We start from the raw sequence: 21,156 nt of genomic DNA on the forward strand, positions 1-21,156 counted from the left end.
CCCCGGGGACGGACAAACCTACTCCGTCTCGCCCGGTCGAGCGCCGCGGGCCAGGGCGTCCTGGTACTCCTTGACGGCCTTGAGCCTTTGCATGGGCTTCAGTCGCTCGAACAAAGTGTTGCCATGCAGGTGATCGATCTCGTGCTGCAGGCACACGCAGAACAGGTCGCCCGTAGCCTCGTAGCGAATCAGGTTTGCGTCCAAGTCGTACGCCTCGACGACGACATGGTCGGGACGCTCGATCTCGCAGCTAATGCCAGGGATGGACAGGCAGCCCTCGCTAAACGGCACCAGATGGTCGCTCTGCTCCACGATCACGGGGTTGATGAGCACGTACGGGTCATAGTCGTTCTTGTCGGTGTAGTCGCAGTCGATGGTGACGAGCTGGATGAGCTCGCCGATCTGCGGAGCAGCCAGGCCGCAGCCGCCGTTCTCGAACATCATCTTCTTCATCTTCTCGGCAAGCGCCTCGATCGCCGGGTTGATCTCCTCGATGACGGCGCACTCCTGGCGCAAACGAGGGTCGGGCGACAGTACGATTCCGTTGGCTTCCATGGCCATCCTTTCAGGTTGTTACATCAAATCATAGGCGTCGACGTCAACGCTCACGCTCACGCCGCGCACGGAGCCCACCTCTTTGAGGCAGGCGTCGATATCATCAGAGACATGGTACCCCACGGGCGACTTCACAAGCAGATGGAAGCGGTAACGGTCCTTGGCTCTCTCGATTACACACGAAGCCGGGCCCAGCACCTGCGGCGCGGCACTCCCTGCCCGCAAAAAATCGGGCGCGGCGGCATGCCAGCGACGCTTGAGGAGCTTGGCGATGCGGCCGATGTAGTCTTGCGCGTCGTCTCGGTTCGCCGACCACACCAAAATGTTGACCAGACGCACGAACGGTGGATACAGGGCGTCGCGGCGCTGGTCCAGGTCGTAGTCGGTAAAGATCGAACGGTCGTGCTTAGCGACGGCGCGAATGACCGGATCCTCGGGCAGGTAGGTCTGGATGATCACCTCACCGGGACGATCGCCGCGACCGGCACGGCCGGCGACCTGCTCCAGTAAATCGTAGGCGCGCTCCCCTGCTCTAAAATCGGGCAGCTTTAACGCAAAGTCTGCATTGACCACGCCCACAAGCGTGACCTCGGGAAAGTCGAGGCCCTTGGCAATCATCTGGGTGCCCAGCAGCACCGCGCAATCGGCGGCATCGAACTGCTCGAGCAACTTTTTGTGCGCATCCTTGCCGCGCGTGGAATCGGCATCCATGCGAATAATGGCGACGTCCTCGGGCAGCATCTGGTGCAGCGCGTCCTCGATCTGCTGAGTGCCCAGCCCCATTTTTGCCAGGTAGCGACTGCCACATTTGGGGCAACGGCTCGTGGGCGCGGGATACGGCTGCACGCGCCAAGACGAACCGCATGTGTGACACTGCAGCGTGTGCGTGCGCTCGTGATACGTAAGCGCGGTGGAGCAGTGGTTGCAGGTGGGAACGCAGCCGCACTCGCGGCACATCAGGAATGGCGCAAAGCCACGACGGTTATGCAGCAACACGGCCTTCTCGCGGCGCTCGACCACACGCTCCAGGCCTTCCATCAGCGGTTTTGAGAACATGGAGCGGCTGCCGTGTGCGAACTCGCGACGCAGGTCGGCAATGCGGACCGTAGGCAGCACGGCGTGTCCGGGGCGCTCGGGCATCTCGACACGCGTCCAGGTGGCACCGTTATACATGCCGCGGCGGCAGCGGTCGAGGGCCTCGGCAGAAGGCGTGGCCGACCCCAGCACGAGCGGGCAGCGATAGCGGCGCGCCATCTCGGCTGCCACCTCGCGCGCATGGTAGCGCGGACTGGAGCCCTGCTTGTAACTAGTCTCGTGCTCCTCGTCGATGATGATGAGACCAAGGTCGCTGAGCGGGCAAAAAAGCGCCGAACGAGCTCCCACGACCACACGCGCGGCGCCACTGGCAACCATGTCCCACTGGTCCAGGCGCTCGCCAGCCGAAAGACGCGAGTGGAAAACCGCGACCGTCTCACCAAAGCGCGAGCGGAAGCGGCCGACGGTCTGGGCCGTCAGTGAGATCTCGGGCACCAGCACGCAGGCAGAGCGACCGGCTGCGAGCACGCGCTCGATGGCGGAGAGGTAAACCTCGGTTTTGCCGGAGCCGGTGACGCCGTCGACCAGCACCACGTCGCCATGAGCGTCCAGACGGGCGCGCTCAATCTGCGCGAGTGCCTGTTGCTGGCCGTTGGTAAGGGAGACCGGCGCCTTGCCGCTTGCCGAGGACAGCGTGGTCTGCTCGCTGCAGCCACGCCAGGCGCGGCGCTCTTCCACCACCACGACGCCGCGTTTTTCGAGCGACTTGATGGTCGCCGACATACTGTTATAGAGAAGGTTGAGGTCGCGCGTCGTGACAGGACCACACTGGAGCGCCTCGATGAGTTGGCGCTGGCGGACCGCGGTCTTGGGTGGCGTGTAGTCAAAGCCTTCGGGCGTAAGCATCACCCAGCGGTTTTGGATGGGTTTGACGGCTGGACGTTCAACCGTCCACACGCCGTCGTCGCCCTTGACCACACGCGGGCTGCCGCCCGGTGGCAAAAACAGGCGCAGGCACTCGGAAAGCGTCGCGACATACTCGCGGCTCATCCAGCGCGCAATGCGTGCAGCCTCGGCGGTAAAGAGCGGTTTGCTGAGGATAGCCTCGACGGCTTTAATGCGCGCGGGGTCGAGGGCGTTGTTACCCTGCAGGTCGCCCAGCTCAGGCGCAATGTCGACGACATAGCCCGCGGCGGCACGGTTACCAAAGTGAACCAGGACCGTGGATCCGATCTGCGCCTCGTTGGCAAGGGACTGGGGAATGCAGTAGGCGAATGGCTCGGACAGCGCTCGGGTAGGAATGTCGAGAACCACGCTCGCGTAGGCGGCAATGGGCTCAGGTGCAGGCTCGGGCTTGGCCGAGGCAGCAGCGGATGCCGGTGCCGCCGGAGACTCCTCCGGTTCCGGTGAACCAAACAGCGACAGTTGTTGAGCCATACACCACCTCTAACGAACAGACCTGAAAGAGCTGGGACAAACACTACTGATTATTATGTCCCAGCAACCCACTCATCGGTACAGAAACAAGAGCCCCGCTCGGGGTGAACGGGGCTCGGATACAAACGTTTGTGCAGCGACTACAGCGCCATCGTGCGGGCGCGGTCGATACGCGCCAGACAGTCGTCACGGCCGACGAGCGCCATGGTCTCGCCCAGCGGAGGGCTCACCATGTTGCCACAAACGGCGACGCGCACGGCCTGGAACACCACGCGCTTCTTGAGGTCCATCTGCTCGGGAAGCGGCTCAAGCGCGGCGTCGATGTTCGCGGCTGTCCACTCGTCCACGCCCTCGAGCGCGGCCTTGGCGGCGTCCAGAATTGAACCCATACCCTCCTTGGCCAGGCCCTTGTTAACGGATTTCTCGTCATACTCGAGCGTCTCGGCCGTAGCAAAGATGGGAGCGGCGACGGTCACGGCGTCGGCCGGCATCTTGGTGCGCGGCTTGACGATGGCAGCGAGTGCGTCAATCCAGTCCTCGCCGTACTCGACGTTGCCCTCGATGAGACCCGCCTCGTGCAGCTCGGGGACCATGATCTCGTCGGCAAACTGGGCATCGGACATGCCGTTGATGTATTCGGCATTGACCCAGTCGAGCTTCTTGGGGTCGAAGGTCGCCGGGTTCTTGGAGATGCGGTCGAGTGAGAACTTGCTGGCCAGGACATCGCGCGGAATGATCGTGGTCTCGCCGTCAAGCGACCAGCCGAGCAGCGCCAGATAGTTGACGAAAGCGTCGGACAGGTAGCCGGCGTCGCGGTACTCCTCCACTGAGGTGGCGCCGTGGCGCTTGGAGAGCTTCTTGCCGTCGGCGCCCAGAATCATGGAGATGTGGGCGAACGTGGGCACGGGCGCGCCGAGTGCCTCGTAGACCATGACCTGACGCGGGGTGTTGGAGAGGTGGTCGTCGCCGCGGATGACATGGGTGATCTTCATCATGGCGTCGTCGACGACGGTCGCAAAGTTGTACGTGGGCGTGCCATCGGAGCGGAAGATGACAAAGTCGTCGAGCTCCTTGGCGTCGAAGGTCACCTCGCCGTGAACGGCGTCGTGGATGACGACGTCGCCGCGGTCCTCGGGCACCTTGATGCGCAGGACGTAGGACTCGCCGGCCTCGATGCGACGGCGGGCCTCCTCGGGATCAAGGTCGCGGCAACGGCGCTGATAGCCCTGGAAGGGGTCCTTGCGCTCCTGCGCGGCCTTGCGATCGGCGTCGAGCTGCTCCTTGGTGCAGAAGCAGGGATAGGCCTTGCCCTCGTCCCAAAGCTTCTGGGCGGCCTGCTTGTACAGGTCCAGGCGCTCGGTCTGGGCGTAGGGGCCAAAATCGCCGCCCACCTCGGGACCCTCGTCCCAGTCCAGGCCCAGCCAACGCATGGCGCGCAGGATAATCTGCGTGTTCTCGTCGGTAGAGCGGGTGGGGTCGGTGTCGTCAATGCGCAGGATGAACGTGCCGCCGTTTGCACGGGCGAAAGCCCAGTTATAGATAGCGGTGCGGGCGCCGCCGATGTGCAGCTTGCCCGTCGGTGAGGGTGCAAAGCGGACGCGAACGTCTGATGCCATGGAAATCTCCTCGATTGCAGGATGGATGTCTAACCGCACCATTATAAAGCATCAAAGCAACCTCCGCACAAAGGGCACCGACCCAGTCATTGGGGACTACTCATTGGGGACAGACTTAAATGACCAGTCGTTGTAGTCATTGGGGACATTCTTGGTTTAAGACTGGTCATTTCAGTCTGTCCCCAATGAGTAATTAAGTCTGTCCCCAATGAGTAGGTGCGGAAAGGGTGTGAATGTTTGATTTACGCGCTATGATGTGCCCTTGCATAGAGAGCCCGGCGGAATGGTAACGGTCGCTGGGACACGTTTTTGAAAGGACAATCATGTCAGAAGAACTTCGTTCCATTCCACCCCAACACGGGTCCTTTGTTTTTACGTCAGAGTCGGTGACCGAAGGTCATCCCGATAAGATCGCTGATCAGATCAGCGACGCCGTCCTCGACGCAATCCTCGCCAAAGAAATAGAGCTCCAGGAGCAGGGCTACATCGCCCCCAACGGCGTGCCTGCCAACGTTGAGAACGTCCGTTGCGCCTGTGAGACCCTCGTGACCACCGGCACTGTCATCGTCGCCGGCGAGATTCGCACCCAGGCCTACGTCGACGTACAGGAAATCGCCCGCGGTGTTATCCGCCGCATCGGCTACAACCGTGCCAAGTTCGGTTTTGACTGCGACACTTGCGGCGTTATGAGCCTCATCCACGAGCAGTCGCCCGATATCGCCCAGGGCGTTGACGAGTCCTTCGAGACCCAGACCGGCGCTACCACCGACCCGATCGACCTGATCGGCGCCGGCGACCAGGGCATGATGTTCGGTTATGCCTCCAACGAAACCAAGACCCTCATGCCCATGCCGCACTACCTGGCGAGCCGCCTGGCCGAGCGCCTGGCCGCCGTGCGTCACGACGGCACCCTCGCCTATCTGCGTCCCGACGGCAAGACCCAGGTCACCGTGCGCTACGAGGAAGGCAAGCCCGTCGAGGTCACGACCATCGTCATCTCCACGCAGCACGCCGCCGAGATCGAGGACATGGGCAAGATCAAGGCCGACCTCATCGAGCACGTCATCACCCCGGTCATGGCCGCCGAGAACATGCCGTGGGACAACGCGGAGATCTACGTGAACCCCACCGGTCGCTTTGTCGTGGGCGGCCCCATGGGCGACACGGGCCTCACCGGCCGCAAGATCATCGTCGACACCTACGGCGGCTACGGCCGTCACGGCGGTGGCGCCTTTAGCGGCAAGGACTGCACCAAGGTCGACCGTTCCGCCGCGTATGCCGCGCGCTGGGTCGCTAAGAACGTGGTCGCCGCCGGTCTGGCCGACCGCTGTGAAGTCGAGCTTGCCTACGCCATCGGCGTTTCCAAGCCCCTCTCAATCATGGTCGACACCTTCGGTACCGCGCATGTTGCCGAGGACAAGATCGTTGAGGCCGTTGAGAAAACCTTCGACCTGCGCCCGGGCGCAATCATCCGCGACCTAGACCTGCGTCGCCCCATCTACGAAAAGACGGCAGCCTACGGTCACTTCGGCCGCGAAGACGCCGACTTCACCTGGGAGAAGACCGATCGAGTCAACGAACTCAAAGCAGCCTGCGGTCTGTAAGTTAACCCAAAAAGCCTCAGCCAAATAACAACGCACCAAAAGAGGTACCGGCTCCAACCGGTACCTCTTTTTTATTTAAACGGTGGTGAAGATGTTTCGATATGCAAGGTAAGACACGTCACTAGCTAATGAATTTTGCCATCTAGCAGCTCCAACCATGTATCCTTAGTCCCGAGGGGCGGGGCATAAGGTCGATCGCGAGTTCCGCACGAGCCGGAGAGCACTTAATGTGCTCTCCGTGCGAGCAGGACTGTCCGAGCAGGCGACCTTATGCCCCGCCCCTCGGGACGACGGGATAGAACAGGAGCGCATATGGCAGGCAAGCCGCAAACACTAGCTACGACCTCGGCATTCGAGATCTTGGGCCCCGTCATGGTCGGCCCCAGTTCTTCGCACACCGCTGGCGCCCTGCGGTGCGCACAAGTTGCCGCCAGCCTGCTGGAAGGCCGCATCACCAAAGTCACCTTTGGCCTGTGGAATTCCTTCGCCCACACCTACCGCGGCCACGGCACCGACCGCGCTCTCGTCGCGGGCATTCTGGGCCTCGACACCGATGACGAGAACATCAAGCAGGCCTTTGACCTCGCACGTGGGCAGGGCCTCGAATATCACTTTGACATCAAGGGCGACGACGCCTCCATCCACCCCAACACCGTCGACATCGATATGGTCGACGCCACGGGCGCCACGGCGCAGGTCCGCGGCGAGAGCTTAGGCGGCGGCAAGATGCGCATCAGCCGCATTAACGGCGTCGGCGTCGACATCTCGGGCATGTATTCCACGCTCTTCGTGGCGCACCAGGACGTCCCCGGCGTGCTCGCAGCGCTCACCAACCTGCTCGCCTACGCCCATGTGAACATCGCCTTCTGCCGCACCTACCGCACCGAAGTGGGCGGCCAGGCCTACTCCGTCTTTGAGACCGACGGCGCCCCCGACGACACCGTCGTCCCCATGCTCCGCAAGCTCGACAATGTCGATTACGCGACCTTTATCGAACTCCCCGGTTCTGCCTCGTCGCTCTCCCCCGGCGTCTCGGCAAAGGAAATCTTCGACGACGGCGAGCAGCTGCTCGATGCGTGCGAGGAACTGGGGCTCAACATCGGCGCCGTCATGGCCGTGCGCGAGGCACGTCTGACCGGCGAGGCCCACGCCGTCGCCGCCATGCGCCGCGTGCTCGACGTCATGCGCGAGGAGACCACGACCCCCATCGTCAATCCGCAGCAATCGCTCGGCGGGCTTATCGGCGGCGAGGCTAAACTCGTCGATGCCACCGGCCGCAACGATTTGAGCACGAGCCTGATGGGCACCGTTCAAACCGACGCCGTGGCCCGCGCGATGGCCGTGCTCGAACGCTCCGCCACGATGGGAGTGATCGTCGCCGCTCCCACGGCAGGCTCCGCGGGTGTCGTGCCCGGCTGCGTGCTGGCGCTCGCCGATCACCTTCAGCTCGACGACGAGCAGGTCATGGACGCGCTCTACTGCGCAGCCGCCATCGGCCTCAACCTCACCACGAGCGCCTGCGTCGCCGGCGCCGAGGGCGGCTGTCAGGCCGAGGTCGGAAGTGCGGCCGCCATGGCCGCCGCCGCGCTAGTGCAGATGCTCGGCGGCACACCCGAGCAGGCGCTCGACGCCAGTTCCATCGCGCTGAGTAATCTGCTGGGCCTCGTTTGTGACCCCGTCGGTGGCCTCGTGGAGGTGCCCTGCCAAAACCGCAACGCCATCGGCGTGGCAGCCGCCTTTAGCTCCGCACAACTCGCCCTCGCCGGCATTAAGAGCCTGGTGCCGTTTGACCAGATGGCACACGTCATGCTCTCGGTGGGCCACGCGTTGCCGGCCACGCTGCGCGAGACGGCAAAGGGCGGCATCGCGCAGGCTCCGGCCGCACTTTCGGCCTGTGCAAAATGCGGTGTGTGCGGATAGCGACAAAGAACGACTCGAAGGTGGGACAAATGTCCCACCTCTTTTGAATGCCACCGTTTCCATACCACAATCAACTAGGTAATCGCTATAATGCAAGCCCAGTAAAAACACGATGAGCCGCAAGGCGAAATTCGAAGGATATGCACACGATGTCGCAAAACGATCGAACTCAACTGATTCCCGATCCGCAGCAGCCGAGCAGGCACACCGGCGGCGTTCAGTCGCCGCGTCCTATCGCGCCGAGCCACGGTCAGCAGCGTGGTGCGGCAAACGCTTCGCAACGCCCGAACCAGCAGCGCCAGGCAAACGGCAATACGCCCAAGCAGCCCCCCACGCACGGTCGAGGCGATCGCGGCCCCGCGCGCAAACCCACCGGGAACAATAAGTCGGGCAAAAAGACGACGCTCTTTGTCCTCCTGGGTCTTATCGTCATTGTCTATATCGTAGGCGTCGTAGCGTTTTCGCAGGTAGCCTACCCCAACACCACCATCGCCGGCGTCGACGTCTCGTTCTCCAACGCTTCGTCTGCCGCCACCAAGGTCAACTCGGCGTGGAAGCACTATAAGCTCACCGTGGCGGGCGATGACTTTAGCTGGACCTATCAGCCCGAGTCCGATGAGCCCATCGTCGACGGCGAAGCTGCCGCAAAAGAGATCATCAACCACAACGAAGCCTTTGTATGGCCGGTCCGCCTTGTAGAATCCTTAAGCGGCAAGACCAAAACAACCGCTACCTCCAACGAAGTAGATCTTGATCAAGACGTCGACCTGTCCATGCTCTCCGATACCTTTGACCAAAAGCAGTTTGAGAAGGATCTGGGCACCGCCATCGATGAGTTTAACGAGAGGCGTTCGGGCGCGTTCGAGGCCAATAGCTCCTATGACGAGCAGGCCGGCAAGTTTACCGTCGAGAAGGCGCGCTCCAACGAAAAACTCAACCGCGAGCATGTCATTAAGTATGCCGAGCTCGAGCTTGCCTCGCTGGCCGAGACCGTAGATCTTTCCAAGCTCGGCAACGATGCCTATGAGCCGCTCAACGGAACGCTGACCGATGATCAGATTCAGGCCGCATGCGATGCCGCCAACAACTTCCTGGGCGTCAACGTGACCCTCAAGCTCAACGGCGAGGATGCCGGCAAAGTTGATGGCAGCTCCGTGTTGCAGTGGATCAGCTTTGCCGATCCGGCCAAACCTACGCTCGATACGTCGCAGATCAGCAGCTGGGCAGCCGAGCTCGCCAACGGCTTTAACACCGTGGGCTCCACTCGCTGGTGGACGCGCGCCGATGGCAAGCAGTGCGCCGTCGAAGGCGGCGACTTTGGTTGGTCCATCGACAGCAGCTCGCTCGCCAAGCAGGTCGAGGACGCCATTAACAACAAGCAGACCGGCGAAATCGAGATCAAGTACTCCCAGAAGGCCGACACCTTTACCGCAAAGGGAGAGCCCGACTGGAAGGCGTATATCGACGTCGATCTGTCCGAGCAGCACGCGCGCTACTACGACGAGAGCGGCAATATCGTGTGGGAGGCCAACTTTATCTCTGGAAAGCCGGGCGAGGACGCCACCCCCGAGGGAGTATGGCAGATCAACAGCAACGATGGCGCCAGCAAGCTTATCGGTACCAAGGACCGCGAGACCGGTAAGCCCAAATACGAGAGCCCGGTAAGCTATTGGATGCCGTTTGAGGGAAACATGGTCGGCTTCCACGATGCAACGTGGCAAAACGACAAGAGTTTCGACGACCCCAACTCCTACAAGTGGTGCGGCAGCCACGGTTGCATCAACCTGCGCCTGGCCGATGCAAAGGCACTTCACGACTGCATCAAAGTCGGCCTGTGCGTGGTTGTCCACTCGTAGTGCAACGCGCGCATTCCCACAACGTGGAGCCGCTGCGACCAATCTAACAGTTCCGAAAGAATCCGCCATATGCGCCCGCCTTACGCGACGGGCGCATATACTTATTGAGGAACTTTCTATAAAGGAGACGCTATGCCGAATGTCCCCACGATCACCCCGGGCCCGAATGATACCGAGCACACGCCCGAAGATGCCGCCGAAACGCTTCCTCTGATTACAAACGTACATGCCGACAAGCAGAACGGACGCACGAACGATACGGCCGAGATTTCCGATGAAGAGGCATATGCCAAGCTCAAGGCAAAACGTGCCGAACGTCGACGCAAAAAGCTGATTCGACGCGGTATTGCCGCCGGCGTCGTTGTTGCCATCGCGCTCATTGTCATCATCGCAACGCTGGTCATCAACGCGCAACCCGCAGGCACCAACGGACCGGTGACCGACATGGTCACCGAAGGCACGTTTACCACCACAGTCGAAGCCAAGGGGCAGCTTAAGCCCATCTCGGCATCGGTCGTCTCCCCTTCTGTCGACGGTACGGTTGAAAAGATCAACGTGCAGGCCGGACAGAGCGTCAACGAGGGCGACGTGCTCATGACCATTAAGAACGACGCGCTCGATAGCGCTGTTTCCGAGGCGCAGCGCGCGGTCGCGGCCGCCCAGGAAGACCTGAACAATGCAAAGGTGGCACTCGCGGCCGCACAGGCCGCACCGACAACGGACAGTGACGGATCGACCGGCCCATCGGACGCAAACGCCAACGCAAATGCCGTCTCGACCGCCCAGCGCAACCTCGCCTCGGCCCAGGCAACGCTGGAGCAGGCAACTGCAAAGGCGGCCGAGCGCACCGTAAAGGCCCCCAGTTCGGGCAACATCGTCGAGCTCAACGCCAAAGTCGGTGCCACGGTGACCGGAGGCACGATCATGTGCGAAGGCGACACGAGCGGCGGCAAGCAGTGCATGCAAATCGCCGACCTGTCCAAGATGAAGGTGACGGTTCAGGTGGGCGAAAAGGATATCGCCAAAATTGCCGTGGGCCAAAGCGCCAACGTGACCTATCCCGCGTTTCCCGATATCGTGAGCCAGGGCACCGTCACGGCTATCGCCTCGGTGGCAAACTCTGACTCCGGCTCCGGTAGCGGCGGCAGCGTGACCTTTAACGTCGACATCCTCATCGAAGCACCCGACAGTCGCCTTAAGCCGGGTATGACTGCCGAGGTCTCGGTAGTGACCGAGAAGCTCGACGACGTGGTTATGGTGCCGACCATGGCGCTGATGACCGAAGATGGCGAGCACTATTACGTCAATCTGGCCACCGATTCGGAAGGCAAGAAGACGCGCCGCGTGAAGGTGACCGTCGTGACGCAAAACGACAACGAGGCTGTAGTCGGTAAGACGCAGGTCAAGCGCGACGACCAGGGCAACGAGATCAACCCAGACGTCCCGGTTACCAAGTTACGCGACGGCGACACCATCGTGACGGATACCGGCGCAGGCATGACGGCAGACGGCGGCGACAATATGTCTGCCGACGAGGGCAAGTAATGCGTCCCGTCATCGACATCCGCAACGTGCACCGCATCTTTGAGAGCGAGGCCGGTTGCGCCCACATCCTGCACAACGTGAGCCTGGCGGTGAACCCCGGTGAGTTCGTCGCCATCACCGGCCCCTCGGGCTCGGGCAAGTCGACGCTCATGAACATCCTGGGCTGCCTGGACAAGCCGACGGCGGGTGATTATTTCCTGCAAGGGCTCAACGTCGCCGAGCTCGACGATGATGAGCTCACCGAGGTGCGCGCGCTGAGCATCGGCTTTGTCTTTCAGAGTTTTAACTTGCTGCCGCGTCTGACGGTGATCGAAAACGTCATGCTGCCGCTGTCCTACACCAATGTGCCGCGTAGCCAGCGCGAGATGCGCGCCGTGCACGCGCTGCAAGCCGTCACACTGCCGGTCGACCATTGGGACCACCGCATATCGGAACTCTCGGGCGGACAGATGCAGCGCGTCGCCATCGCGCGCGCCCTCGTCAACGACCCGCCCATCATTTTGGCCGACGAGCCAACGGGAAATCTAGACTCGACAACCGGGGCGCTCGTCATGGAAACCTTCCACAAGCTCCAGAAACGCGGCAAGACCATCGTACTCATTACGCATGACCCCGGCATCGCCGCCGAGGCCGATCGAGCCGTAACCATCCGTGACGGGCGAATCCATGACGGCGCATATGTCGCGCATACACCGAATACGTTACGCGGGGCCGTCAAAAACCTGCCCGCGATTTCTGCAACCACCAATCAGCCGAAAGGAGCGAAGGCATGAGCACCCGCGATCTTGTCCAAGAAGCCCTTCACTCGCTCGAGGCCAACAAGGGACGCAGCCTGCTCACCATCCTTGGCATCGTCATTGGCATCGCCTCGGTCATCGCCATGACTTCGCTCATCGGCGGTATCCAAAACAGCCTGGTCAACAGCCTGGGCCTCAATGCGGCCCGCATGGTAGAGATCTATTCGTCCCAAGAACTCACCGATTCGGATGTGGAAAAGCTTCGCAAACTGGTGCCGCAGATTGAGCAGATCGGCATCGTCGATAGCGCCTATTCCGAGTACAAGGTCGGGGATAAAAGCTATACCGTCATGGCCCACGGCGTCGATAGCGACATGCTTGATGCCGTGGGCGCCAGCAAGCTCGTTGCGGGACGTGTCTATTCACAGGCAGAGTCTCAATCAGGCTCGCGCGTGGCGCTCATCAGCCGTGGCGGCGCCGATCAGCTTTACGGCAACGAACAGGACGCACTGGGGAAAACCATCAAGGTGTCCAACGGCGAGGTGCAGATTGTAGGCGTGATTGATGGCGGCAGCGACTCCATGGGCTCGCTCACGCTGTATATGCCACGCGAAACCATCTCCGGCCTGTTTGGCGACGAGAATCCTTCATTTCCCAGCGTGACGGCACTTGCCGCCGAGGGCACAGACATGGACGAGCTCTGCAAGACCATCGAGTCTAAGGTGCGCGCGATGAAGGGCATCTCGGAGGATGATGAGTACGACAGCGTATCGGCGACCTCCATGAAAAGCGCCATCGATGCACTCAACTCGTTTATGGGCGCCTTCTCGCTCATCATGGGCGCTGTCGCCAGTATCTCACTGCTTGTCGGCGGAATCGGCATTATGAATATGATGCTTACCAACGTGACTGAGCGCATCCGCGAGATCGGTATTCGCCGTGCCTTGGGCGCCAGTCGCCGCGATATCACCGCGCAGTTTTTGGCCGAGTCCTCGGCGCTGTGCGTCACCGGTGGCCTGCTGGGTGTCCTGATTGGCTATCTGCTGGCCTGGGGCCTCGCGATGTTTGCCGCAGGATCAGGGGTTCTCAACGAGCTCGGTGCCAGTGGGGAGATCACACCGAGCTTTTCAATCGCCACGGTGCTGCTGGCCTTCGGCGTCTCCGTCGGCATCGGCGTAATCTTTGGCTTCTACCCCGCTCGCCGCGCGGCAAAGCTCAACCCGGTGGAGTGCCTACGCTACCAGTAAGCCACCACCAGCTACCAGTAAGCCACCACCAACAAGTTGCGGTGAATTAGGGACTGAATATGCTATCTAGCAGCAAAAACAGACACTATTTCACCGCAACTTATTGAAGGGCTGTTTGCGCCAGTTCTGGGCGTCGTCCTCGAGCTATTGATGGATGACGGGCTTGTACGGGTCGAGCTTGCTCGGGACGCTCCTCCTCGCGGGCGGGAGGGCGCGCTAGGCGCGGCGAGCGCCTAGCGCGCGAACTCCCGTAAGAGCGCATCTTCCACTTCCCGAAGCGAAAGGGCCCCGCCTCCCTCGGCGGGACGGGTGACCACGATACAGCGCGCTCCCACGGCGCGCGCTGCGGCGAGCTTCTCGGCCGTGCCGCCTACGGTTCCCGAGTCCTTGGTCACAAGCCACTGGGCGCCCACCTGCCGAAGCATCGCCTCGTTGAGCTCGCGGGTGAAGGGCCCCTGCATGCCGATGACGTGCGACGGCGAAAACCCCGCGTCGATGCACTTCGTTATAGCACCGGGCAGCGGGAGCACACGCACGAAGAAGCGCTCCGCGAAATCGGCGACGCGCGTGTAGGGAGCAAGCTCCTTGCTCCCCGTCGTGAGAAGAACGCGACCCGGGTTCTCGGAGAGAAAGCGCGCCGCGCAGGCGATCGACGCGACCGGCACGACGCCTTTGGGCAGCGCCTCGACCGGGCGCGCAAGGCGCAGGCATCGTGCACCCACGGCGAGCGAAGCGACCCGGATGTTGTCGCTTGCGAGCGTAGCGAAGGGGTGCGTGGCGTCGACGACGATACGCGCGCCGGAAAGCTCGCGCTCCATGTCGGCATCGTCGAGCCTGCCCGCATGCACCTCGATGCCCGGAAGCTCACCCAAAAGCTCGCCTCCGTACTCGGTTGCCGCGTAGGCACGGGCGGGGATGCCCGCCCCGCTCGCCCATTCACACAGAAGGCGGCCCTCGGTGGTGCCGGCGAAGATGCGCAGCGCCGGCACGGATGCAGGGGCCGTCACTTCGCGCCACCCGTGCGCGTGATCTGGTAGAGCAGCGCGTTCATAATGGCCGCCGCCACGGTCGAGCCGCCCTTGCGACCCCTCGCGACGATGGCCGGCACGCGTCGCGCGAGTAGCTCCTCTTTCGCCTCGACCACGTTCACAAACCCGACCGGCACCCCAACGACGAGCGCGGGCGCGATCTTCCCCGCGTCCATGAGCTCGGCGAGGCGCAGAAGTGCTGTAGGAGCGTTGCCGACGGCCACGATGAGCGGACCCTCGATGCGGCAAGCTTTGTCCATGCTCGCAACGGCGCGAGTCGTGCCCGCGGCGCGCGCAGCCGCGGCGACATCAGGGTCGGCCATGTAGCACACGGCCTTGCAGCCGAGCTTCGCGAGCGCGGGCTTGCTTATGCCTGCGAGCGCCATGTTCGTGTCGGTGAGCACCGTGGCCCCTGCGCGCAGTGCGTCGAGCGCACAGTGCGCGGCGTCATGGGTGAACACGAGCGAATCGGCGTACGAGAAGTCGGCAGTGGTGTGGATGACGCGCTTCACGACGGGCTCTTCGAGCGGCGGGAACGTGCGGCCGCCGAGCTCTTTGGTGATGATCTCGAAGCTGCGCCGCTCGATGTCGCCGGGCGCCATCTCCTTGGAATCCATCTAGTACTCCACTCCTTCCCTTGCACATATCCCCTGCTCGTAGGGATGTTTCTCGCACCGCATCTCGGTTATGTAGTCGGCCTTCTCCACGATCTTGCGGGAAGGCGCGCGCCCGGTGAGCGCTACTTCGACGCCGCGCGCGGACATATCGAGCGCGCGGTCCACGAGCGCCTCGTCGACAAGCCCCTTCGAAAGCGCGTCGAGCGCCTCGTCGAGCACGAGCAGTCCCTCTTGCGCGCCCTCGAGCTCGGCGAGCGCGGAAGCGAGGTTCCCATCGTGCAGCTCGCACGTCGCGGCAAGTTCTTCCGACGTCATCGACCAGGTAAACTTGTCTGACGCCTTCCCCGCGAACACGGGCACGCCAAAATGCTCGGCGAGCAGGCGCACCTCCCCGCTTTCGCCGTCTTTCAGGAACTGCACGACGACGACGCGGCGGCCTGCAGCGAGCATGCGAAGGGCGAGGCCCATCGCCGCCGTGGTCTTGCCTTTGCCGTCGCCATGATACACGTGGATCATACGCCCTCCTCGATAATGCGGTAGACATACTCCATGTCGAGCGCCTCGCGCACGACGTCGGCCAGGCGGTCGAACTCGCGCGCACGGTGATCGGCCGCGGACGCCGCGCCCGCAACACCCACGACGCTCTCGGGCAGGCCGCGCATGCGCGCAAGCGAGCGCGCGAGGGCGAGCGCCACCCCCGGTTCGTCGAACAGGCCGTGGAGATAGGTTCCGAACACGTTTCCGCAGGCCGCGCCTTCTGGTTTGCCGCCAATCGTGCCCGCAGGGGCGCAGGAGACGGTCGTTTCGCCGTCGTGAATCTCGTACCCGCGCGCCGTCATGCCGTTCCACACCGAGAACGCGCCTTGGGCGCCCGTGATGCGCAGTGTCGACTGGGCGAGGCGCTTTTCCTCCTTGAACACCGTACTTGCAGGGATGAGCCCGAGCCCGCGCGCGGTGCCAGCGCCTTCCCTGCCGTGCGGGTCGGAAAGCTCGTCTCCCAAAAGCTGGTAGCCTCCGCATATGCCGAGCACCGGCGTGCCCGCGCCCGAAAGCGCGCGTACACAGGCTCCGATGCCGCTAGCCGCAAGCCAGCGCGCGTCGTCGAGCGTAGTCTTCGAGCCGGGAAGCACCACCAGGTCGGGTCGGCCCAGATCGGTCGTCGAGGAAACGTAGCGCACGCCCACGCCGGGCACGCGCGAAAGCGGGTCGAAGTCGGTAAAGTTCGACAGATGCGGAAGACGCACGACGGCAACGTCGATGACGCCGCGCGCCTCGCGGGCAGATAGGCGCGGCGCGAGCGAGTCCTCGTCGTCCAGGTCGAGCGTAAGATACGGCACGACACCCACGACGGGAACTCCGCACATCTTCTCGAGCGGGGCCAAACCCGGGCGCAGGATTTCCACATCGCCGCGGAACTTGTTCACCACAAGCCCCCGCAAAAGCGCGCGGTCCTCGGGCGCAAGGAGCGCGACCGTGCCGTAGAGCTGGGCAAATACCCCGCCCGGGTCGATGTCGCCCGCAAGCAGCACGGGGGAGGACACGGCGCGCGCGAGCCCCATGTTGACGATGTCGTTTTCGGCAAGGTTGATTTCGGCGGGGCTGCCGGCGCCCTCGATGACGATGACGTCGTTTTCCTCCGCGAGCGAATCGAACGCCTCCAAAATCTGCGGCATGAGCGCCTTCTTTCGCGCGAAGTAGTCCCTCGCAGCGAAGGCTCCCTGCGCCTTGCCGGCCACGATGAGCTGGCTTCGGTGGCTGCTTTCGGGCTTGAGCAGGATGGGGTTCATGCGCACGTCGGGCGCGATGCCGCACGCCTCGGCCTGCATGATCTGGGCGCGCCCCATCTCGAGCCCGTCGGCCGTGACACCGCTGTTGAGTGCCATGTTCTGGCTCTTGAAGGGAGTCACGCGCAGGCCGTCCTGCGAAAGCACGCGGCACAGCCCCGCCGCAAGCAGGCTCTTCCCCGCGTTCGACATGGTGCCCTGGATCATGATGGGCTTCGCCCTACCCACGGGTATCGACCTCCTTCGCCGAGCCTCGGCCATCCGCGCCCGCCATAGCGCCGCTGAAAGAAGCGCCGCCCCGTTCGTCGGGTTCGCCTACGCCCGATGCACCTTCCGCCCGAAGCACGCGGCTGAACGCCATCGCAAGCCGGGCATTCTCCTTGCGCGTGCGCACCGCGACGCGGCACCAGAAACGGGACAGTACCGAAAACGAGTCGCACGTGCGGACCAAAACCCCCTGTTTATACAGGCGCTCGGGGATGTCTTTCGCCGGCGTGCGGACTAAAAGGAAGTTCGCATCCGACGGCACGACGGAAAGCCCGAGCGAGGAGAGCTCGTGGGAAAGCCACGCTCGCTCGCCCGCCAATACATCGCGCGTGCGCGAGACGTATTCAATGTCTTCCAGGGCGGCGATGCCCGCGGCCTCGGCGACCGAGGAGACGGGCCACGCCTGCCCCGCCCGGCGAATCCCCTCGATGAGTTGGGCGTTTCCGCTGATCAGATATCCCAACCGCAACCCCGCCATTCCGTAGAGCTTGGTGAACGCGGAGAGCACGGCCACATGGCGCGAACACGCGGCGCGTGCGGCCACGCTCCTTTCGCGGGCGTCGGGCGCAAATCCGAGGAAGCACTCGTCCACGACAAGCAGCGCGCCCACCTGCTCGCAGCGGCAAGCCGCGGCCTCGATCACGCTGGGGTCGACGAGGCGCCCCGTCGGGTTGTTCGGATTGCAGAGGTACGCCACGTCTCCCGGCCCCTCGATCGCGCGGGCGAAGGAGGCGGGCACGTCGAAGTCGTCCGCTTCAGAGAGCGGGAACTCCTGCACGCATGCGCCGTAGTACGATGCCGCCTCAGCATATTCAGAGAACGTCGGCGCGCACACGATGATGCGTTTCGGGCGCACCGCCGCGGCGAGCCGCCAGATGATGTCGGACGCGCCCGCGCCGCAGACGATAGTATCTTCGGGAATGCCCTGGGCACGCGCCAGGGCGCGAACGAGGGCGAGGCTTTCCCTATCGGGGTAGGCGTCGATTCGAGAAAGCGCCTTGCAAGCTGCGGCGACGGCGCGCGGCGAGGGGCCTGCCGGATTCACGTTCACTGAGAAGTCAATGAGGTCGGAGGCGCCCCCTTCGCAAGCGATGCCGAGCGATTGCGCGCTGCCCCCATGCGTACGGGCGCGCAGGATTCCCCCGGCAGCCCGGGACGCGGCGTGGTCTTTCCTCATGCCATCGCCCCCACGGCGAGCACGACCGCCGCGCGCGCGGCGCCGAAGACGACGAGCGCGCATACGGACGCGGCGAGCATGAGCCTTGTCGCCCGGGCGATGTCGCCCCACTCGATTTCACGGGACGCGTCGCCTATCGTCGGTTTCTCAACGAGCTTGCCGAAATACACCGCGGGTCCTGCCAGGCACAGCCCGAGCGCGCCCGCGCACGCCGACTCGGTCTGCGCCGCGTTCGGGCTCGCATGGCGACGCCTGTCGCGGCGCCAGATGCGCGCCGCCCCGCGCGCGTCGAGCCCGACGATCGGGCACACGGCGATCATGAGCAGGGCCGATAAGCGCGAGGGAATCCAGTTCACCGCATCGTCGAGGCGCGCCGAGGCGCAGCCGAAGTCGTTGTAGCGCTCGTTTTTGTAGCCCACCATGCTGTCGAGCGTGTTCACCGCCTTGTACGCCATGCCCAAGGGCGCACCCCCGATCATAAGGTAGAAAAGCGGCGCGATGACACCGTCGCTCGCGTTCTCCGCCACCGTTTCCACGGCGGCGCGCGCGACGCCGTGCTCGTCGAGAACAGACGTGTCGCGTCCCACGATGAGCCCGACGGCTTCGCGCGCCGCGACAAGGCCGCCCTTCGAGAACGCGCGGGCAACGGCCAGGCTCTGGCGGCGCAGCTCGCATGCCGCGAGAATCTGATAGCTCGCCCATGCCTCGGCCACGAAGCGCAAGCCGGAGTGAACCATGCCGCAAACATGCAGGATTCCCCAGGTCAAAAGCCCACACGTAAGCGGAAGCGCCACGGCGAGCACAAGCCCTGCGGCGCGCGTGCCCGCGGACGTTTGCGGGCACGCGCGCCGCAGGCGGCCTTCGGCCCACGTGATCGCGCGCCCCATGGCGACGACGGGATGGGGAAGCCAGCGCGGGTCGCCGAAGGCAAGGTCGGCCGCGAACCCGGCGGCGACGGCAAGAATCGTCATCACCGGGCATCGCCCCCCGAAGCGGGGCGAACGTCGCGAAGGCAGCGCCCATCCCAGGTGGCGGCCCATGCGCCGCCCGGCTCGGTATGCACGTCGAAGTATCCCATTTTCGGGACAGCTAGCTCGGAGAGCAGCGCTTTCACGGTACCCGCGTGAACGACGAAGACGGCGCGTCCACTCCCCTGGGCGCGCTCCGATTTGCATGCCTCCCGAAACGCCGCGACGACGCGGCGGGTGAAATCGCTCTTGCCCTCGCCATGCGGGCAGCGCGTCTCGCACCAGGAGTCTACCCAGGCGCGGTAGCGCACATCCTCTTTAAGCTCGGCGGCGCTTCGCCCCTCGAAGTCGCCGAAATCCATCTCGCGCAGACCGGGGCACGCCATAAGCTCCGCGTTCGGGAAGAGGATGCGCGCCGTCTGGTCGGCGCGGGCCATGCCGCTCGTGATAACACGGAACGTGTCACGATCGCACGCGAGGTCGCGCAAAGCGCGCTCGCCCGCGCTCGACAGGGGCTCGTCGGTGCCCGCCCCGCTGTAGCGATGGTCTTCCGTGCCCGCCGTGGCACCATGGCGCACGAAGACGACTTCCAAAGGCGCGCCCGCGCCCTGCGTCCCTCGAGGCGCATCGGCAAGGTTTCCTTTGATGACCTGGGGAATCCCGCACGTCATGCGCACGACGACGTCGGCGCGCGCAGCGAGCGCGCATCCCAGGCGCCCCGCGCGCTCGCGCCATTGGGCGTCTTCCGCACGCATGGGGACGACCCCCGAGCCGACCAAGGGCAGAATCACTGCGTCGAAGCCGATCAGCCGCTCGAGCGCCCGGTCAGCGTCGAGCGCACGTACGAGTTCCTCAGCATGGTATGCGACGCGGCCGGCAAAAGCCGCGGGCACGCCGCCCTCCGCAAGCTGCGCCGCGTCGACGAAATCGTCCGCCGCGAACCCGAGCTTTTCGCGCACGAAGGTCCTCTTCCCCGAATGCGCGCCACCTACCACGAGCATCATAGGAGCATGCCCCCCACCACCAGCATGGCAAGCATCGCGAGCTCGGCCCATTGCAGAAACCATCCGGCCAAATCCCCCGTCACCCCGCCGAAGCGGGACAGGGCAACATGGCGGTACCACGCGAGCGCCAAAAGCCCCGCCACCGCCATAAGGGCGCCGACGGCCTGAACGCACGCGACCATCCCTGCAGCCGAAGCCGCAGCGAAAGCGCAAAGCGGCACGACGATCGCCGCGCGCTTCTTCGCAGGCGAGAGCCCCGCGGCCATGCCGTCCGCCCGCGCGGCAGGCCAGCATTCAACGGCGAGTCCCGAAAGCGCGCGGGAGAACACGAGCGAGCACAGAAGCGCGAGGAACGCCCCCGCCGTAAGCGGCAGCGCGGTGAACAGGGAAAACTGCAGAATAAGGTACACAACAACACCGATGACCCCGAAGGCGCCCGCCCGCGGGTCGTGCATGATCTCGAGCTTTCGCTCGCGCGGGGCCCAACTTGCAAGCGCATCGGAGGAGTCGCAGAGCCCGTCTAGGTGGATGCCTCCCGTCACCGCCACAGGCAGCGCCAAGAGCACGGCCGCGACGATGGTCGCAGGCACGCCGAGCAGGTTCGCCACATGCCCCCACACCGTCATGAGGAAGCCCTCCGCAAGGCCCACCAGGGGAAACGCGGCAAGTGCATGGGTTGACCCGAAATCGGTCCAGGCCGATTTCGGGACGGGGATGCGCGAGAACGTTCCGAACGCCGCGCCGATTGCCTCTACCATC

The 21,156-nt window shown here is 63.9% G+C and carries 17 protein-coding genes; 6 read left to right on the plus strand and 11 right to left on the minus strand.

Translation table 11 applies throughout. The features are described from left to right. Window positions 1-18: 18 nt before the first annotated feature. The 3 genes from def to gltX form a co-directional block, all read right to left on the minus strand. Window positions 19-555, minus strand: coding sequence for a peptide deformylase (gene def / locus DWW51_RS05680; protein WP_117773803.1), 537 nt, complete (start codon window positions 553-555; stop codon window positions 19-21). 18 nt (window positions 556-573) lie between these two features. Further along, complete coding sequence (gene priA, locus DWW51_RS05685) at window positions 574-3,027, minus strand: primosomal protein N' (protein ID WP_117773804.1); 2,454 nt, start codon at window positions 3,025-3,027, stop codon at window positions 574-576. Between the two features lie 140 nt (window positions 3,028-3,167). After that, window positions 3,168-4,643: a glutamate--tRNA ligase gene (gene gltX, locus DWW51_RS05690; protein WP_117773805.1), complete on the minus strand. Its 1,476-nt coding sequence runs from the start codon at window positions 4,641-4,643 to the stop codon at window positions 3,168-3,170. A 323-nt stretch (window positions 4,644-4,966) separates the two neighbouring features. On the opposite strand from gltX, the gene metK reads away from it, so the two are divergent. The 6 genes from metK to DWW51_RS05720 all read left to right on the plus strand — a co-directional run bounded on the left by metK (window position 4,967) and on the right by DWW51_RS05720 (window position 13,552). Further along, the gene (gene metK / locus DWW51_RS05695) at window positions 4,967-6,247 is read left to right on the plus strand and encodes a methionine adenosyltransferase (RefSeq protein ID WP_117773806.1); all 1,281 of its coding nucleotides are present in this window, start codon (window positions 4,967-4,969) and stop codon (window positions 6,245-6,247) included. 312 nt (window positions 6,248-6,559) lie between these two features. Beyond that, a complete protein-coding gene (gene sdaAA / locus DWW51_RS05700) occupies window positions 6,560-8,167 on the plus strand; it encodes an L-serine ammonia-lyase, iron-sulfur-dependent, subunit alpha (protein WP_117773807.1) in 1,608 nt (535 codons plus the stop codon). 149 nt (window positions 8,168-8,316) lie between these two features. After that, window positions 8,317-10,023, plus strand: coding sequence for a L,D-transpeptidase (locus DWW51_RS05705; RefSeq protein ID WP_197032186.1), 1,707 nt, complete (start codon window positions 8,317-8,319; stop codon window positions 10,021-10,023). A gap of 132 nt (window positions 10,024-10,155) precedes the next feature. After that, window positions 10,156-11,568 carry an efflux RND transporter periplasmic adaptor subunit gene (locus DWW51_RS05710; RefSeq protein ID WP_117773809.1) on the plus strand — a complete coding sequence of 471 codons (1,413 nt, stop codon included), beginning with the start codon at window positions 10,156-10,158 and terminating at the stop codon, window positions 11,566-11,568. Next, entirely contained in the window at window positions 11,568-12,341 is a 774-nt protein-coding gene (locus tag DWW51_RS05715; RefSeq protein WP_055250391.1) for an ABC transporter ATP-binding protein, read from the plus strand. Before DWW51_RS05710 ends, DWW51_RS05715 begins: the two co-directional genes overlap by 1 nt. Next, window positions 12,338-13,552 (plus strand): ABC transporter permease, encoded by a 1,215-nt coding sequence (locus tag DWW51_RS05720; RefSeq protein ID WP_117773810.1) that lies wholly within the window; start codon window positions 12,338-12,340, stop codon window positions 13,550-13,552. The genes DWW51_RS05715 and DWW51_RS05720 overlap by 4 nt, the downstream gene beginning before the upstream one ends. A 233-nt stretch (window positions 13,553-13,785) precedes the next feature. Here DWW51_RS05720 and cobK read toward each other — a convergent pair whose 3' ends face one another. From cobK to DWW51_RS05755, 8 genes are read right to left on the minus strand one after another with little or no spacing between them, the layout of a single operon-like run. Continuing rightward, window positions 13,786-14,559: a precorrin-6A reductase gene (cobK, locus tag DWW51_RS05725; RefSeq protein ID WP_117736331.1), complete on the minus strand. Its 774-nt coding sequence runs from the start codon at window positions 14,557-14,559 to the stop codon at window positions 13,786-13,788. Next, on the minus strand, window positions 14,556-15,197 hold the full coding sequence (locus DWW51_RS10275; RefSeq protein ID WP_117736330.1) for a precorrin-8X methylmutase: 642 nt from the start codon (window positions 15,195-15,197) through the stop codon (window positions 14,556-14,558). Before DWW51_RS10275 ends, cobK begins: the two co-directional genes overlap by 4 nt. Beyond that, window positions 15,198-15,713, minus strand: a complete 516-nt coding sequence (locus tag DWW51_RS10280) for a cob(I)yrinic acid a,c-diamide adenosyltransferase (RefSeq protein ID WP_117639409.1) — start codon at window positions 15,711-15,713, stop codon at window positions 15,198-15,200. Continuing rightward, a complete protein-coding gene (locus tag DWW51_RS05735; RefSeq protein ID WP_231501585.1) occupies window positions 15,710-17,209 on the minus strand; it encodes a cobyric acid synthase in 1,500 nt (499 codons plus the stop codon). The genes DWW51_RS10280 and DWW51_RS05735 overlap by 4 nt, the downstream gene beginning before the upstream one ends. Further along, a complete protein-coding gene (locus DWW51_RS05740) occupies window positions 17,202-18,425 on the minus strand; it encodes a histidinol-phosphate transaminase (RefSeq protein WP_117773812.1) in 1,224 nt (407 codons plus the stop codon). Before DWW51_RS05740 ends, DWW51_RS05735 begins: the two co-directional genes overlap by 8 nt. Continuing rightward, window positions 18,422-19,396 (minus strand): adenosylcobinamide-phosphate synthase CbiB, encoded by a 975-nt coding sequence (gene cbiB / locus DWW51_RS05745; RefSeq protein ID WP_117773813.1) that lies wholly within the window; start codon window positions 19,394-19,396, stop codon window positions 18,422-18,424. Before cbiB ends, DWW51_RS05740 begins: the two co-directional genes overlap by 4 nt. Then, entirely contained in the window at window positions 19,396-20,397 is a 1,002-nt protein-coding gene (locus DWW51_RS05750; RefSeq protein ID WP_117773814.1) for a histidine phosphatase family protein, read from the minus strand. The genes cbiB and DWW51_RS05750 overlap by 1 nt, the downstream gene beginning before the upstream one ends. Continuing rightward, a complete protein-coding gene (locus tag DWW51_RS05755; protein ID WP_231501591.1) occupies window positions 20,394-21,155 on the minus strand; it encodes an adenosylcobinamide-GDP ribazoletransferase in 762 nt (253 codons plus the stop codon). The genes DWW51_RS05750 and DWW51_RS05755 overlap by 4 nt, the downstream gene beginning before the upstream one ends. Window position 21,156: the final 1 nt, after the last annotated feature.

It is taken from the genome of Collinsella sp. AF15-51, assembly GCF_003462845.1.
Classification (GTDB): domain Bacteria; phylum Actinomycetota; class Coriobacteriia; order Coriobacteriales; family Coriobacteriaceae; genus Collinsella.